13 protein-coding genes are annotated in these 15,774 nt (G+C 63.4%); 5 read left to right on the top strand and 8 right to left on the bottom strand.

Annotated elements, in window-relative coordinates; genetic code table 11:
- Window positions 1-45 precede the first annotated feature (45 nt).
- From YUU_RS0106065 to YUU_RS0106030, 8 genes are all read right to left on the bottom strand, one after another.
- Window positions 46-1,032: a hypothetical protein gene (locus tag YUU_RS0106065; RefSeq protein ID WP_027521591.1), complete on the bottom strand. Its 987-nt coding sequence runs from the start codon at window positions 1,030-1,032 to the stop codon at window positions 46-48.
- 128 nt (window positions 1,033-1,160) lie between these two features.
- A complete protein-coding gene (locus tag YUU_RS0106060) occupies window positions 1,161-1,736 on the bottom strand; it encodes a thioredoxin family protein (protein WP_245287961.1) in 576 nt (191 codons plus the stop codon).
- A 30-nt stretch (window positions 1,737-1,766) separates the two neighbouring features.
- Window positions 1,767-2,465 (bottom strand): cytochrome c biogenesis CcdA family protein, encoded by a 699-nt coding sequence (locus YUU_RS0106055; protein ID WP_027521589.1) that lies wholly within the window; start codon window positions 2,463-2,465, stop codon window positions 1,767-1,769.
- A 446-nt stretch (window positions 2,466-2,911) separates the two neighbouring features.
- The gene (locus YUU_RS0106050; RefSeq protein ID WP_027521588.1) at window positions 2,912-3,523 is read right to left on the bottom strand and encodes a sigma-70 family RNA polymerase sigma factor; all 612 of its coding nucleotides are present in this window, start codon (window positions 3,521-3,523) and stop codon (window positions 2,912-2,914) included.
- A 375-nt stretch (window positions 3,524-3,898) separates the two neighbouring features.
- Window positions 3,899-4,636: a response regulator gene (locus YUU_RS0106045; RefSeq protein WP_027521587.1), complete on the bottom strand. Its 738-nt coding sequence runs from the start codon at window positions 4,634-4,636 to the stop codon at window positions 3,899-3,901.
- 24 nt (window positions 4,637-4,660) lie between these two features.
- On the bottom strand, window positions 4,661-6,409 hold the full coding sequence (locus tag YUU_RS0106040; RefSeq protein WP_027521586.1) for a DUF3369 domain-containing protein: 1,749 nt from the start codon (window positions 6,407-6,409) through the stop codon (window positions 4,661-4,663).
- Window positions 6,379-8,454: an ATP-binding protein gene (locus YUU_RS0106035; protein ID WP_051389620.1), complete on the bottom strand. Its 2,076-nt coding sequence runs from the start codon at window positions 8,452-8,454 to the stop codon at window positions 6,379-6,381. Before YUU_RS0106035 ends, YUU_RS0106040 begins: the two co-directional genes overlap by 31 nt.
- A gap of 6 nt (window positions 8,455-8,460) precedes the next feature.
- Complete coding sequence (locus tag YUU_RS0106030) at window positions 8,461-9,456, bottom strand: TRAP transporter substrate-binding protein (RefSeq protein WP_027521584.1); 996 nt, start codon at window positions 9,454-9,456, stop codon at window positions 8,461-8,463.
- A 218-nt stretch (window positions 9,457-9,674) separates the two neighbouring features.
- On the opposite strand from YUU_RS0106030, the gene ugpB reads away from it, so the two are divergent.
- The 5 genes from ugpB to YUU_RS0106005 all read left to right on the top strand — a co-directional run bounded on the left by ugpB (window position 9,675) and on the right by YUU_RS0106005 (window position 15,768).
- Entirely contained in the window at window positions 9,675-11,015 is a 1,341-nt protein-coding gene (gene ugpB / locus YUU_RS0106025; RefSeq protein ID WP_027521583.1) for a sn-glycerol-3-phosphate ABC transporter substrate-binding protein UgpB, read from the top strand.
- A 233-nt stretch (window positions 11,016-11,248) separates the two neighbouring features.
- Window positions 11,249-12,280 carry a M4 family metallopeptidase gene (locus YUU_RS0106020; protein ID WP_027521582.1) on the top strand — a complete coding sequence of 344 codons (1,032 nt, stop codon included), beginning with the start codon at window positions 11,249-11,251 and terminating at the stop codon, window positions 12,278-12,280.
- Between the two features lie 42 nt (window positions 12,281-12,322).
- Window positions 12,323-12,589 carry a protealysin inhibitor emfourin gene (locus tag YUU_RS0106015; protein WP_027521581.1) on the top strand — a complete coding sequence of 89 codons (267 nt, stop codon included), beginning with the start codon at window positions 12,323-12,325 and terminating at the stop codon, window positions 12,587-12,589.
- A 315-nt stretch (window positions 12,590-12,904) separates the two neighbouring features.
- Window positions 12,905-14,527 carry an ABC transporter substrate-binding protein gene (locus YUU_RS0106010; protein ID WP_027521580.1) on the top strand — a complete coding sequence of 541 codons (1,623 nt, stop codon included), beginning with the start codon at window positions 12,905-12,907 and terminating at the stop codon, window positions 14,525-14,527.
- A 227-nt stretch (window positions 14,528-14,754) separates the two neighbouring features.
- Window positions 14,755-15,768: an ABC transporter permease gene (locus YUU_RS0106005; RefSeq protein ID WP_027521579.1), complete on the top strand. Its 1,014-nt coding sequence runs from the start codon at window positions 14,755-14,757 to the stop codon at window positions 15,766-15,768.
- Window positions 15,769-15,774: the final 6 nt, after the last annotated feature.

Raw genomic sequence — 15,774 nt, 5'->3', positions numbered from 1 at the left:
CAAAGCGCGTGGCCAAATCACCTGAGCCAACAGGCATCGCGTTTACTAGATCCGGTTGTTCTCAGGCCCTATTCTAAGTCGCCGGACGATCTCGGTGCCCACGGCGCGGGCCTCTTGCCGCGAGCCGATGCGGGGACTGCGAAACCTTTGTCCGGACCGCAATCTGATCACGACGATGCAGTGCTCGTCCTCGGATCGGCCGCGGCGCTCGACCGTGATCGCCTCCACGTCGTGTCCCTCGATATGGTCAGCGCGCAAGCTGCCGTCGCCCGAGAGGCGTTCAACGCGAACATCGCCTTGCCGGATGATCCAGAAGGCGCCGGTCACGAGATTTGCGTATCTGTGAACGGCGAACGCGGCGACCGCGCCGATCGGCAGCAGCAGCATGTCGACCGGGCCGGGCGAAAGGCCACGCCATAGCTTGTAGGCGTAGGGAACGGCGGACAGTCCGACGGCGATCAATGCGACGATCCTGATGTCCCTGCTGGAGAACGGCTCGACGGGCTCGCCGAGATGCATTTCGGGATTGGCAGCATCGAGCGGATTGACCGGTGCCTCGACATTGGGAACGCCGAACTGCGCGGCGATCCGGGCAACGGTGTCGCGGACATGCGTGACGTCGGAGATGGGCGGGGACGTCAGGCGCTCTCCCGAGACGAGCGTGAAGGCCAGATGGAAGCGCGTCGTGGACGCCTTGCGGGCCTGGACCTGTCCCTGGACCTGCAGTTGCGAGATTTCATCTTTCGCGACGATCCTGGTGCGAAGTCGTCCGAACGGACGCTGGCGCCCGATCAGGATTTCATTCGGCGTGATGATCCACACCACTGCCGGTGCAAGCATGACGGCGCCGATGAACGCCGCTCCCAGGAGCAGCGCGAGCACGGAGATGATCAGTTCCAGGACATCGTGCGCGAACAGGCCTGGCGTGAAGCAAAGCGAAACGATTGCCGCGAAGCCGGCGATCACCAGCCGCTGCGCAATTGAGGAGCCTTCACGAAGGCGGATGTCGCTATTGGTGGTCGCGTCGTCCATTTCGGGCGGCCGATTCCGTCGCCACGAAACTCCACGGACGCATCCGTGGAGTCAAGCAACAAGGGCGGCATCCAAAGCCAGCCAAGTAAACCGGCCAAGTAAACCGGCCACGTGACGTCCGCGCGGGATCAGCTACTGGCATTGAGCAGGCGTGCGACCGTGCGGTCGATCTCGTCATAGCGGCCCTCGCCGGCATGCTCGAACACGATCCGTCCGTTCTGGTCGATGATGTATTGCGCCGGCCAATACTGGTTGCGATAGGCGTTCCAGGTCCTGGAATCATTGTCCTGCGCCACCGGATAGGTGATGCCGTGGCGCTTCAGCGCGGCCTGGACGTTGGAGGCTGAGCGCTCGAACGGGAATTCCGGCGTGTGCACGCCGACAACGACCAGGCCCTTGTCCCTGTATTTGGCGTAGAGCTCGGTGACATGCGGCAGCGTGTTGACGCAGTTGACGCAGCCATAGGTCCAGAAATCCACCAGCACGACCTTGCCGCGGAGATCGGCGAGGCTCAGCGGCTTTGAGTTGAACCAGTTGCTGATGCCGGTGAAGTCCGGCGCGATCTCCTGGCTTGCGGCAGCAGTGACCATCGGCGTCGGGCGCGCGGCCTCGCCGCAGATGCCGGGGATGATGGCGCCGGTCAGGACGAAGCCGATCAGCGCGGCGGACACGGCGAGCAGTCTTGGCATCGGTCTTGGGGTCATGGAAGCTTTCCTCCGATGGAACGCAGGCGATTACAGGCCGATCTGGCCGGTGGGATAGAATCCGGTGAGCCACGCCACGATCAGCGTGTCGTATTGGAAGTAGGCGGCGAGGGCGAAGGCCATGACGACGACGCCAAAGGCCTGCTGCAAGCGCGGCGAGATGCGCGCGATGCCGGCTATACGCGTGGTCACGGCCTGTCCGCCATAGGCGATGGCGAGCATCGGCAGCGCCGCGCCGATCGCGTAGGCGATCAGTAGCGTGCCGGCCCAGGCGAGGTTCTTGGAGGTCGCAACCAGGGTGAGGATCGAGCCGAGCACGGGACCCGCGCAAGGCGTCCAGACCAGGCCAAGCGTGGTGCCGAGCACCAGCCCGCCAAGCGCGCCCTCGCGCTGCGCGCTCTGCGAGGCGCCGAGATCGAGCCAGCCGTGGAGCCGGATCGACAGCCACTCGAACGGCGCCGGCCACAGCATCAGTAGGCCGAAGCCGAGCAGGAGAACGGCGGCAGCCGAACGCAGCACGTTCGGGTCGAAATCGAACAGGCGCGTGACCGCGCCGAGCAGCAGCGCGGTTGCGGAGAACGAGACGACGAAACCCAGCGCAATCATCGCTGGCCGCAAATACCCGGCGCGGCCGATCGAGGCGCCGAGCAGGATCGGCAACACCGGCAGCGTGCAGGGCGCGGCGATGGTGAGGACGCCGGCAAGAACAGCAAAGATCAGGTCGAGCATCGGGGCACTCGTAGGTGGACACGAGGCTGTTCGGGCCGGATGCTTCGATCGTTACGCGGCGTCACGCCTTCGTGACGGAGCAGTGTTGGCCACGACGGCGGTGCGCTCCCTCCCCCCTTGTGGGGGAGGGCTGGGGAGGGGGTAGCCCCGGGCGAGGTCGGAGTTCGTCGCACCCCCCTCCCTGCCCCTCCCCCGCAAGGGGGGAGGGAATGAGAGAGCGGTGCCCGCCTCACTGCACCATGAATAAAAAACGACCCGGAGGCGGGCACACCGTCCGGGTCGTTGGAGGTCCTTGGGAGGTTTAAGCAAACCGTATGGAGCTTTATAGGAAGGAAGTTTTTCCGCCTGATGTTGTGGTTTGTTTCAATTGTTTCGTCGGCGGTAACGCTTCCGTGTGCCGGGACAGGGCCGTCTAGCTGGTCCTATCCCTTTGAGATTACATATCTTTAGGCTGCGAAGCGGTCGACGCCGGCAACCTTAAGCAAATCGGCGAGTTGCTTGCGGGCATAGAACATCCGCGTCTTCACCGTGCTCTGGGGGATGCCGATGATCTGGCCGACCTCCTCCACCGATTTCTCGTGGTAGTAGACGAGGTTGATGATCTCGCGGTGCGCCGGCGACAGCTTGGCCACGCAGGCGCGCAGGATCGCGCTGGTGTCGTTGCGGTCGAGGGCGGTTTCCGGCGTGTCGTGCTCGTCCGGGATCCGGCGCACGTCTTCCTGGTCGATGTCCTCGAAGCGGCGCTGGCGCATCGCGGTCAGCGCCTTGAAGCGGGCGATCGAGAGCAGCCAGGTCGAAACCTGCGAGCGGCCCTGGAATTGGCTGGCGGTCCGCCACACGTCCAGGAAGACCTGGCTCACGAGGTCTTCGGCCGTGGTGGCGTCGCGCACGATGCGCAGGATGAAGCGGTACACCCGCACATTGTGACGGCAGTACAGGATGTGCATGGCCGTCCGGTTGCCGTCGGCGACGCTCTCCAGAAGCATTTCGTCCGATGTCGCCTGAGCGGCAAGGATGCCCTGGCTGGCCTGGGCGTTGATGGCGACGACGTTCTGCATGACTGGCTCCCCGTAACGCCGCAACCGAGCGGCGTTTCCTTGGACCAAAGTGTTAAAGAGCTAGCGTTTCGGGATGTCTGCGCGACAAGCGGAAAATGGTTTCGTGCGCTGCCAAATTGTTTCGTCGTGGGGCCGGCGACGAAACATTCGGGGCAAAAAAGCCAATTATTTCAATATACGGGATTTACGGGGCTGCGGACTTTGCAGGGGCGGGAACGAATCTTTGGTTTCCGCGTTCGTGCGCGACCTCCACACACCGTCATTCCGGGGCGATGCGCAGCATCGAACTATGGTGCGCAATTGCGCACCTGAGAATCTCGAGATTCCGGGTTCGCGCTTACGCGCGCCCCGGAATGGCGACGCGAGAGTGAAGGGCTACGCCTTCTCGCCGGACGGCGAGAACAGATAGCCGCCGCCTCTGATCGTGCGGATCACGGCGGGCTTGGTCGGGTCGGGCTCGATCTTGCGGCGAATGCGCATGATGCGCAGATCGACGGCGCGGTCGAAGGCCTCGGCGTCGCGCGCATTGGCGAGCTCCAGGAGACGCTCGCGCGACAGCACGCGCTTCGGATTGGCCGCGAACACTTTGAGCAGCCCGAATTCGGATGCGGTCAGCGGATGCTCGTTGCCTTCGTCGTCGCGCAGCGCCTGGGCTTCGAGGTCGAGCCATTTTGTCCCGAAGCGCACCAGCTGATCCTTGTCGGATTTCGCTGCCGCCGTTTCCGCCGCCACCGCCTTCACCGGCATGCTCCGCCGCAGCACCGAGCGGATGCGTGCCATCAACTCCCTGAGCTCGCAGGGTTTGGCCACGTAATCGTCGGCACCGAGCTCGAGCCCCACGACGCGGTCGATCGGGCTCGCGGTCGCCGTGAGCATGATCACCGGCACGTTGATGCGGCTCTTGAGGTCGCGGATGATCGACAGGCCGTCTTCCTCGGGCATGTTGAGATCGAGCACGACGAGATCGGGCATGCTGCCCTGGATCGCGGTGCGTAAGGACTTGCCGCCGTCGCACAGCGTCACGGTGAAGCCGTGCATCTTGAGGTAATCGCCGACCATTTCCCGGGCCGGCGCCTCGTCGTCGACGATCATGATGTGCTGGCTCTGTGTCATGTCATTCAGATCCTGGCACTCAAACTATGGCAATTCGGTCGAAGGTAGCGTGATGGTGAAGGTCGCGCCCTTGCCGGGGCCGTCGCTCGCGGCGGTCACCTCGCCGCCGTGCATGTCGATAATACGCTTGACGATCGAAAGCCCAAGGCCTGTCGAGCTCTCGCCCGCGGTCGGTTTTGCGGAAAGCCGCTGGAATCGGCCGAAAAGGCGGCCCAAATCCTCCGGCGACAGGCCCGCGCCCTCGTCATTGACGCGAATGACGGTGTCGCTGCCCTCATGCGTGACGGTCACGCCGATCCTGCCGCCGATCGGACTGTATTTGATCGCATTGCTGATCAAATTGTCGATCGCCTCGCGGATGCGGTCGGTGTCGCACATGGTGACGATGTTTGCAGGGGCGGTGACGCCAATCGTCTGCTGCTTGTTGACGGCGAGCGGCTGGTTGGCCTCGGCGACCTCCTGCACCAGGGAAGCGACGTCAACAGGTTCGCGGCGGATCGTGATGTCGAAAGCGTCTGCCATCGCATCCGAGATCAGGTGATCGACCATCGTGGTCAGGCGTTTGGTGGCGTCGCGAATGTGATCGACCTGCGCGATGACGCCGCCGCTCGAGGCGCCGGTCGTGATCAGCTCCTTCAGCATCTCGGTACGGCCGAGGATGACGCCGAGCGGATTCTTCAGGTCATGGGCGACGGTGCCCAGAATCTCGTTCTTGAAGCCGTTGGCGCGCTGGAGCCGCAGCCACTGCGCGGAGAGGCGCCGGTTGGCCTGCATCAAGGCACGGGTGCGCTGGGCGACACGGTCCTCGAGCTGGGTATTGGCGTCCTGGAGCTGCTGATAGAGAATGACGTTGTCGAAGGCGATCGAGAGCCGGCTGGAGAAAATCTCGACCAGCGAGCGGTCGGTTTCCGAGAGATCGCGTTCGGCCTGGAGCAAAACCACGACCTCGCGGCCGCTGCCGGTGCGCAAATAGAGCACGCTGCGATGGTCGGCGAATTCGTTTTTGCGGCGCTGGAAGGCGGCTTCCACGAGCGCGCGCAGATCGGGGTCGAGCGCTTTCGATGTAGTGGTGCCGATGAAGCGGCTGTAGCAGCCACTTCCCGCCAGCACCGACAGCTCCGCGCCCGCCGATCCGCCATTGTCGCGCAGTACCAGTATACCGGCGCAGTCGACGTTAAGCAGCGAGGCGAGCTGGGTCAGCACGCCCTCGGCGAGCCGCTGCATCGACTTGAAGTCATAGAGCGTGGAGGCAGCGTCGATGATGATCTCGAGCCCGCGCCGCGTCTGCACCATGCGCTCGAGCTGCTGATAGGAGCGCAGCGCCGCGGTCAGCGAGGTAAACAGCTTGTCGGCGGTGAGCTCGGTCTTCGCCTTGTAGTCGTTGATGTCGTACTGGACGATGACGCGCCGCTCCGGCGCCTGGCCGGGCTGTCCCGTGCGCAGGATGATGCGGACGGTCTCGTTGCGGACCTCGTTGCGGATGAATTCGACGAGCTCGAGCCCCGCGACATCCGTCTCCATGATGACGTCGAGCAGCACGGCGGCGACGTCGTTGTGCTCGCGCATCAGCTTGCGGCCCTCGGCCGCCGAATAGGCGGAGAGGATCTCGAGACCCTGGCCGTTCAGGGTGTAGTCCGAGAGCGCAAAGCGCGTACCGTCATGCACGGCGGGATCGTCGTCGATGACGGCGATCTTCCATTTCCGCGCAGTCGTATCCTCCGCCGCGGTGGCGGTGTCGTCGATCAGGTGGAGGACATCGTCCTGTTCGGCCATTGAGAAGTCCCGTCAGTCTCTGTGCTTTGCATGCCGCCCTTGGCGACCCGGGGCATGATAATGCGAAAAGTGGTGCCTTGTCCCAGCTTGGATTCCAGCATCATCCGCCCGCCGAGCTGCTGGGTGACCAGGTTATAGACGATATGGAGGCCGAGACCCGTGCCGCCTTCATTGCGCCGGGTGGTAAAGAAAGGGTCAAAGGCCTGCCGCTGCACGTCCGGCGTCATGCCGGCGCCGTCGTCGACAAAGCTGATCTCGATGTCATCAGAGCCGCGTGGCCGTGCCGAGATCGAGATGGTGCCGGCGCGGCCGTCGGCGAAAGCGTGGTTGGCGGCATTGAGGAACAGGTTGGTCAGGATCTGGCCATAGGAGCCGGGATAGCCGTCGAGCAGCAGCCCCTCCGGCACGTCGACGTTGAGCGTAATCGGCGAGCGCTTCAGCACCGGGCGCAGGCTCGCGATGATCTGGTCGGTGGCCTCGCTCAAGCTGAACTGCCGCCGCTCGGCATGGGAGCGGTCGACCGCGACCTGCTTGAACGACTGGATCAGCTCGCCGGCGCGCTGGAGGTTGGCGACGAGCTGCTGCGAGGCGTCGCGCGAGGAATGCACGAACTCCTCGAGCTGCGAGCGGCGCAGGCCGCTGTCGCCTTTCAACTGCGCCTCGAAGATCTCGCTGCGCCGGGCAAAACTGGAAGCAACGGTGAGGCTGATGCCGATGGGGTTGTTGACCTCGTGGGCGACGCCGGCAACGAGGCCGCCGAGGGCCGCAAGCCGCTCGGCGTCAATCAGGTTCTGCTGCGCGGTGTTGAGCTCCAGCAGCGCGCTCTCGGCCTTCTCCTTCGATGCGCGCAGCTCGTCCTCGGTCTTGCGCTTGGCGATCGCATTCTCGCGGAACACTTCCACTGCGCGCGCCATGGCGCCGACCTCGTCGCGCGCCTTGATGCCCTGCACCTCGCGGTCGAGATCGCCGATCGTGATCGCGCGCATCGCCGTCATGATCTGCTGCAGGGGCAGCCGGATCGACAGCGCGATCAGCACGCCGACGGTGAGGATGATGCCGAGGAAGATCACCGCAATCGACAGGACTCTTCTCGAAATGTCCGACAGCGTTCGGTCGAAGGTCTCCTGCGCCCGCTGCTCGCGCTGGCGCATCTTGGTCGAGAGGTCGTCGATGGCGCCGATCGCCTCGGCCTGGCTTGCGTCGATGGTGTTGCGCAAGAGATCGGTGCGGCTGGTGAGCTGCTCGGAGAGGTTTGCAAAGCCCTCGCGCAGCGCGGTGGTGCGGGTGGCGAGCCGCTCCAGCGCCATGCGCTGGAGATCGTTGTCGGCGAGATCCCTCATGACAGGGATGGTCTTCTCGATCGTCTCGGTGTTGCGGCGGGCGTCCTCGGCGGAAGCCGACGCGAGCGAGAGATAGTAGGAATTGGCCGCGACCAGCATGGCGGTGAAGGCTTCGCGGGACTTGCCGAGCGAGGGCCAGATCAGCGCGTCGCGATGGCCGGTGGCGCCTTCGATGATGGAATAGAGCCCGGCCATGTCCTTGGCGGGCCCCAGCACCTGGTCCTCATAGGTCTTGGCGATGGTCGCCTGCACGCTGCGCAATTCGCCAAAACCGTTGAGGAAGCGCTCGGTGGTGCGCTCGAGCTCCTCGACCGAGCCCGCCAGCATCGGGTCCTTGGCGGCGCGGTTGGTCAGCGTGCCCAGCACGGCCTCGCGGAGCAGCAGGATCTCGGCGAACAGGTCCGGGCTCGGCTGGTTGATGTAGCGGTGGATGAGGTTTTGCAGGCGCCCGGTCTCGCTTTCGAGCAGCGCCAGGATCTTGTCGGACTCGCGCACCTGGCGGAGGTCGTCCCAGGCTGAGGCCAGCACCTGCGCCCCGTTCCAGATCATCGCCACCAGCACCACGACCACGGCGGAGTTCAGCGCCGCGATCGACAGGATGCGCCAGCGGATCGGGACGGCGCGCAGCAGGCCGACGATCCGGGCGCGCAAGCGTCCGACCGGGCCGGGCAGTTTTTCCTTCTCGCTGTGTCCAAGCGCTGCCAAGCGGCCTCACTCCACCTTGCGAATACGTTCGATCAGCGCGGCCGCGGCGGGATCCTGCGCGGCCTTGGCGTAGATCGGGGCCATCGCGTCCTCGAACGGCTTGCGGTCGATATCCCTGACAATGGTGACGCCGGCAGCTTGCGCCTTGCGCTGCGACTGCTCCTCCAGATCGCGCCACTTCTCGCGCATGAAGTGGCTGGAGCGCAGCGCGGCCTCGCGAAAGATCTGCTGATCCTCCGCCGACAGGCTTCGCCACGCTTTTAGCGAGATCACCAGCACCTCCGGGCTCATCGTGTGTTCGGTCAGCGTATAGTAGCCTGCATATTTGTAATGGTCCGTGGTCACGAAGGACGGCCAGTTGTTTTCCGCACCATCGATCAGATGGGTCGCAAGCCCCGTGAGCACCTGCCCATAGGGCAATTCGACCGGCTCGGCGCCGAGCGAGCGTATCATCACCGACATCAACTCCGACTGCTGGACTCGGATCCGTAAGCCCCTGAGGTCGGCCACGCTCTTCACCGGCCGGATGCGGTTGTAGATCGACCGCGCGCCGGAATCGTAGAAGGCAAGGCCGACGAAGCCGAAAGGCTCGAAGCTGTTGAGGATTTCGCGGCCGATCGGCCCGTCCAGCACTTTTTGCACGTGCTCGATGGAGCGGAACAGGAATGGCATGGCGAGTACATTCATCGCCGGGACGAAGTTGCCGATCAGCGCCACGTTGGTTCGGTTGAGGTCGATCGCGCCGACCCTTGTCTGCTCGATCGTCTCCTTCTCCTCGCCGAGCTGGCGGGAGTGGAACACCTTGACCTCATGCCGACCACCAGTGCGTTCCGCGATCAGGGCGCCCATGTAACGCAGCGCCTGGACGGTCGGGTAGTCCTCGGCCTGGGTATCGGCGGCGCGAAACTCGCGCGCAAACGTCCCCGTCGCGCACATCGCGAACAAGAGCACGACGAAAACCACCCCGGTCCGCGAGAGTTCGGCACGGCTCAACACTGGCACACTCAACCCCTCAGTGATGGAGTCCATGGCGGGAAGAAAAGGTTCAATGCAATCTAGCAGAAGGTGGGGGGAACGCTATCCTGCCGCGAGCGGCGAAGCGTGCCGATTGTGCAGCGCGGCCGATTCTTATTCCTGATTGAAACCAGCCATGCCGCGCCTTAAGCAGGTACGGGGCAAAAGTAGTCGCCTTTTGTTCGCGCGAGACGGGATGAACGATCGTGGTTAGAGCCTTGCGTCTTTTGCAGACCGTCGCCGTCGCAGCGGCCTTCGCCTTGATGCAGATTGTCCCGGTCTCGCCAGCGCGTGCCGCGACCGACATCCAGCTCTGGCACGCGATGTCCGGCGAGCTCGGCCGGCAGTTGGAGAAGCTCACCTCCGACTTCAATGCCTCGCAATCCGACTACCGGATCGTGCCGAGCTACAAGGGCAACTACACCGAGACGGTGACGGCGGCGATCTTCGCCTTCCGCTCGCGCGGCCAGCCGGCGATCGTCCAGGTCAACGAGGTGGCGACCGCCACCATGACCGCGGCCAAGGGCGCGATCTATCCCGTGTTCAGCCTGATGCAGGATCAGAACGAGCCGTTCTCGCCCGATGCCTATCTGCCGGCCGTGTCCGGCTATTACACGGACGCAGCCGGCAATCTGCTGTCATTCCCGTTCAACGCCTCGACGCCGATCCTCTACTACAACAAGACCATGTTCCGTGACGCCGGCCTTGATCCGGAGACGCCGCCAAAAACCTGGCCGGAGCTCGGGGCTGCCGCAAAACGCCTGCGCGAGCGCGGCGCGGCCTGCGGCTTCACCACGTCCTGGCCGTCCTGGATTCTTGTCGAGAATTTCTCGGCGTTTCACGATCTGCCGCTTGCGACGAGAGCCAACGGCTTTGCCGGGCTGGATGCGGAATTGCGCATCAACAATCCGCTTCTCGTGCACCATGTCGCTGAGCTTGCCGAGTGGCAGAAGGACAAGGTGTTCGACTATGGCGGCCGCGGCCAGTCGGCCGAGCCGCGCTTCCAGAACGGCGAATGCGGCATCTTCATCGGCTCGTCCGGCACGCGCGCCGACATCAAGGCCAATTCGAAGTTCGAGGTCGGCTACGGCATGATGCCGTATTGGCCGGACGTGAAGGGCGCGCCACAGAACTCGATCATCGGAGGCGCCACGCTGTGGGTGCTGCGCGACCGTCCACGCAACGAGTACAAGGGCGTGGCGAGATTCTTCGCTTACCTGTCGCAGCCAGGCGTGCAGGCGGCCTGGCACCAGAACACAGGCTACCTTCCGATCACCCGCGCAGCCTTCGAGCTGACCCGCGCGCAGGGCTTTTACGAGCGCAACCCGGGCGCCGCGATCTCCTTCGAGCAGATCACGCTGCATCCGCCGACGGAGAACTCGAAGGGCATCCGGCTCGGCTCCTTCGTGCTGATCCGCGGCGTCATCGAGGACGAGCTGGAGCAGGCCTTTGCCGGCAAGAAGGGCGCCCAGGCGGCACTCGATTCCGCGGTCGAGCGCGGCAACAAGCTGCTCCGCCAGTTCGAGCGCGCCAGCCCGGACCGGTAGGAACGGCGCAGATTGCCGCACCGGTCGCGCATCAGGCGCGACGTTCACTCGTCAGCAAATTCAATTGGACGTCGGAAGAGTGCGTGAATCCACGCGCAACGAGCCGCGCGTCCACGCTCTCGGAACCGTGAAGCCTGAGCGCGCGGCGGCGCTTGTGGCCGCCCGCCTGCAGCTATAATCTTGAAGTTGTTTCATCCATAATTTTTCCGGGAAAGTTGTAGTGGAGATTATCCATGCCGTGCTCATGTTTCATCATCCCAAACGACGTTCTGACCAAGCTCTCCCACGACAAGAAGCTGTCTGCTGCGCTTCGCAAGCAGCTGGTCGACACAGTCCAGATCAGTCATGAACTGCGCGAATTGCGGAAGCAGGCTGCGAGATTGACCAGCGTTGCCGCCGCGCGTGCCAGTGGACTCGTCACGCTTGCGGCGGCGCCGTCCATCACGGTGTACGACTGCAAGCACACGCAGACGCTGCCGGGTAGCCCTGTGCCGAAGCCGAAGACGTCCTCGGACGGGTCCGTCAAGCGCACCTTCAACGAGACGAGCAAGGTGGCCAAGTTCTACCAGCAGGTCTTCAACCGGAATTCGATCGATGATCACGGCATGACCATGATGTCGTCGGTTCACTTCGGCAACAAATACAACAACGCGATGTGGAATGGTTCGCAGATGATCTACGGCGACGGGGACGGCAGCATCTTCGTCGACTTCACCAGAGGCAACGACGTCATCGGGCATGAGTTGACCCATGGCGTGACCCAGCACAGCCTCCAGCTTGCCTATAGCGGCGATGCAGGCGGCCTGAACGAGAGCATCTCCGACTGTTTCGGTTCGATGTTCCGGCAGTGGCAAGCCAAGCAGAACGTCCAAAAGGCCGACTGGCTGATCGGGCGTGACATCATGGGTCCCGCCGCCAAGAAGCAAGGGCTCACCTGCCTGCGCGACATGGCCAATCCCGCAGCCAAGCACTGCCTGGCGCCGCAGCCGACCCAATATTCCCAGATTACGCCCGGCATGGATCCGCATTACGCCAGCGGGCCGCCGAACCTCGCCTTCCATACGGCCTGCACGACGCTTGGCGGATACAGTTGGGCCAAGATCGGCCAGGTGTGGTACCATTCGCTCACGGGTTTCGGGCCGACGCCGAACATGACGATGAAGGCGTTTGCAGCGAGGACCCGGCAGGGCGCTCACACGTTGTATCCTGCCGACCCCGCGGTCTTCGCTGCCGTCGATGCAGGATGGAAAAAGGTCGGGCTGTAGGCCGGTTGCAGCGCGTTACGAAAGGAAGGAAGCGTGGATCGCTTGAAGATCGAGCGCGTCGGAGGGTTCGCCGGCTTCGGCGGCCCTCATCTCAAGAGCCGCGGTGAAGTGGCGTTGTCGGATTTGTCGCTCGTCGACCAGAAGACGGTGGAGTCGTTGTTTGCCGATCCGAAGAAAGTCCCTGCGACGCATCCAGGTCAGGCCGACGCGTTCAGCTACCGAATCACGCGCGGTGCCCAGACGATCGAAGTCCCCGAGCATGCGGTCCCCTCGACCATCAGGAACAGCGTCAAGGATGTGCTGGAGTAGGGCCAGGCGGAGCCGGGCGCCTTGATGAAGGATTTGATTTGGCCGGGCTGAGCGGTCGGACCGTCGCGACGCCTGACTGAAGGCGTGCGACACTCTTGCTCAATTCCAGGGCGCTCAGTTTTTCAGCCTAATTTTCAATCAAAATCGCATCTTTGTATGCAATTGTGGGGTGCTTAAGAAGTGACGCACAGACGCGATTGCATCAATCGCTTTGTAAATCAATAGATTAGGAGGCCTGTAACGTCTCGTTAAGCTTTGGCACGAACCTTGCGAATCCTGTTCCAACCAAAAACCTTTTTGCGTTGGAGCATTGCCATGAAGCGCCGCGATTTCCTGAAATCCGTCTCTGGATTGGCTGCCGGCGCGGTGCTCCCGGCGGCCCTTCATGTGATCTCGCCCGCTAAGGCCGATGCACGCTCCGAGACGCTGCTGATCGTCTCCGAGGGCGGGCCCAACAATCTCGACATCCACGGCGTCGGCACCAACGTGCCCGGCTACGAGGTGTCCTGGAATTGCTACGACCGCCTGATCAGCCACGAGATGAAGAGCGGCCCGGGCGGTGTGCCCTATTACGATCGCGACAAGTTCAAGGGCGAGCTCGCCGACGACATGAAGATCGACGACATGTCGGTCACCTTCAAGCTGAAGAAGAACGCCAAATTCCACGATGGCACACAGGTCACCGCGAAGGACGTGAAATGGTCGCTCGACCGCGCCGTCAGCGTCGGCGGCTTCCCGACCTTCCAGATGAGCGCGGGCTCGCTGACGAAGCCCGAGCAGTTCGTGGTGGTCGACGATTACACGGTGCGCGTCGACTTTCTGAAGAAGGATCGCCTGACGATTCCCGATCTCGCCGTCATTGTGCCCTGCGTCGTCAATTCGGAGCTTGTGAAGAAGAACGCGAACGAGAAGGACCCATGGGGTCTTGAATACACGAAGCAACAGACCGCGGGCTCCGGCGCCTACAAGGTGACGAAGTGGACTGCCGGCACTGAAGTCGTGATGGAGCGCAACGAGGAGTGGGTCGGCGGCCCCTTGCCGAAGATCAAGCGCGTGATCTGGCGCATGGTGCCGCAGGCCGGCAACCGCCGTGCGCTTTTGGAGCGCGGTGACGCCGACATCTCCTACGAGCTGCCGTTCAAGGACTTTCAGGAGATGAAGGCGAACGGCAAGCTCAACGTGGTGTCGCTGCCGTTCTCCAATGGCATCCAGTACATCGGCATGAACGTGACCAAGCCGCCCTTCGACAATGTCAAGGTGCGGCAGGCGATGGCCTATGCGATGCCGTACCAGAAGATCATGGACGCCGTGCTGTTCGGGCTCGGCAATCCCATGTTCGGTGCGAGCGCCGACAAGGCGACGGAGGTCGCCTGGCCGCAGCCGCACAAATTCGCGACCGACATGGAGAAGGCGAAAGCGCTGCTTAGCGAGGCAGGTTACGCCAACGGCTTCGAGACGACGATCTCGTTCGACCTTAATTTCGCAGGGGTCAACGAGCCGCTCTGCGTGCTGGTGCAGGAGAGCCTCGCGCAGCTCGGCATCAAGACCACCATCAACAAGGTGCCCGGCGCCAACTGGCGCACCGAGTTGAACAAGAAGGAGATGCCGCTCTTCACCAACGTGTTCTCAGGCTGGCTCGATTACCCCGAGTACTTCTTCTACTGGTGCTATCACGGCAACAATTCCGTCTTCAACACCATGAGCTACAAGTCGGCGGAGATGGACAAGCTCATCGACGGCGCGCGCACTGCCGCCGCCATCGGCGACAAGTCGGCCTACGATGCCGACGTGAAGGGTTTCGTCGACCTCGCCTTCGCCGAGGTCCCGCGCATTCCGCTCTACCAGCCCTTCGTCAACGTCGCGATGCAGAAGAACATCTCCGGCTATCAATACTGGTTCCACCGCAGGCTTGACTATCGCGCCATGGCGAAGGGGTGATGCGTCATGGTGCGCGATACGACCCCGGCGCCGGCTGTCTTGAGTGGGGTGAGCACTGCTCTCTCATTCCCTCTCCCCTTGTGGGAGAGGGGCAGGGTGAGGGGTAGCCACGAACTCCGACCTCGCCTGGAACTATCCCTCACCCCAACCCTCTCCCACAAGGGGAGAGGGGGCGCAGAGGAGCGCGCAGCGAGAGCCTCATTCTCTTCGCGCACAAGGAGGCCGCCATGCTGACCATGATCGGCAAGCGGCTGATGTTCGCGATTCCCTCGCTGATCGGGGTTGTCATCGTCACCTTCCTGCTGACGCGCGCGCTGCCGGGTGATCCGGCTGCGTATTTCGCCGGCCCCGCCGCAACGAAAGAAGCCGTCGAGCAGATCCGCAAAAAGCTCGGCTTCGACAAGCCGCTGATCGAACAGTTCTTCCGCTACGCGGGCGATCTCGCGCATGGTGATTTCGGCAATTCGCTTACGACCGGCCAGCCGGTCGCGACCGAGATCCGCAACCGCCTGCCGGCTTCCGCCGAGCTGACTCTGCTCGGCCTCATCGTCTCGATCGCAATCGCGATTCCGCTCGGCGTGCTGGCCGCGACGCGGCCGGGATCGTGGATAGACCATCTCTGTCGGGTGACGACGACGGCCGGCGTGTCGCTGCCGGTGTTCTTCACCGGCCTCGTGCTGGTCTATGTCTTCTACTTCCAGCTCGGCTGGTCGCCGGCGCCGCTCGGCCGGTTGGATGTGTTCTACAGCGCGCCGCCAACGATCACCGGCTTCTATCTGATCGACACGCTGGTCGCGCGCGATGTCGAGGCTTTTCGTTCTGCACTCAGTCAACTCATCCTGCCCGCGACCACGCTTGCGATCTTCTCGCTGGCGCCGATCGCGCGCATGACGCGCGCCTCGATGCTCGCGGTGCTCGCTAGCGAATTCGTCCGCACCGCGCGCGCCAGCGGATTGTCGCCGTCGACCGTGATCGTCACCTACGCCTTCCGCAACGCGATGCTGCCGGTCATCACCACGCTGAGCATGGTGTTCTCCTTCCTACTGGGGGCCAACGTGCTGGTGGAAAAAGTCTTCGCCTGGCCCGGCATCGGCTCCTATGCGGTGGAAGCGCTCATTTCGTCGGACTTCGCGCCCGTGCAGGGTTTCGTGCTGACCATGGCGGTCATGTACGTGCTTTTGAATCTCGTGATCGACATTCTCTACGGCGTGATCGATCCGCGTGTGCGGCTGGAAGGGTAGGGGGAC

The sequence above is a fragment of the Bradyrhizobium sp. Ec3.3 genome (assembly GCF_000472925.1).
Classification (GTDB): domain Bacteria; phylum Pseudomonadota; class Alphaproteobacteria; order Rhizobiales; family Xanthobacteraceae; genus Bradyrhizobium.
The sequence above is the reverse complement of the archived record's forward strand: the minus strand, read 5'-3'. Positions and strand labels throughout refer to the sequence as shown.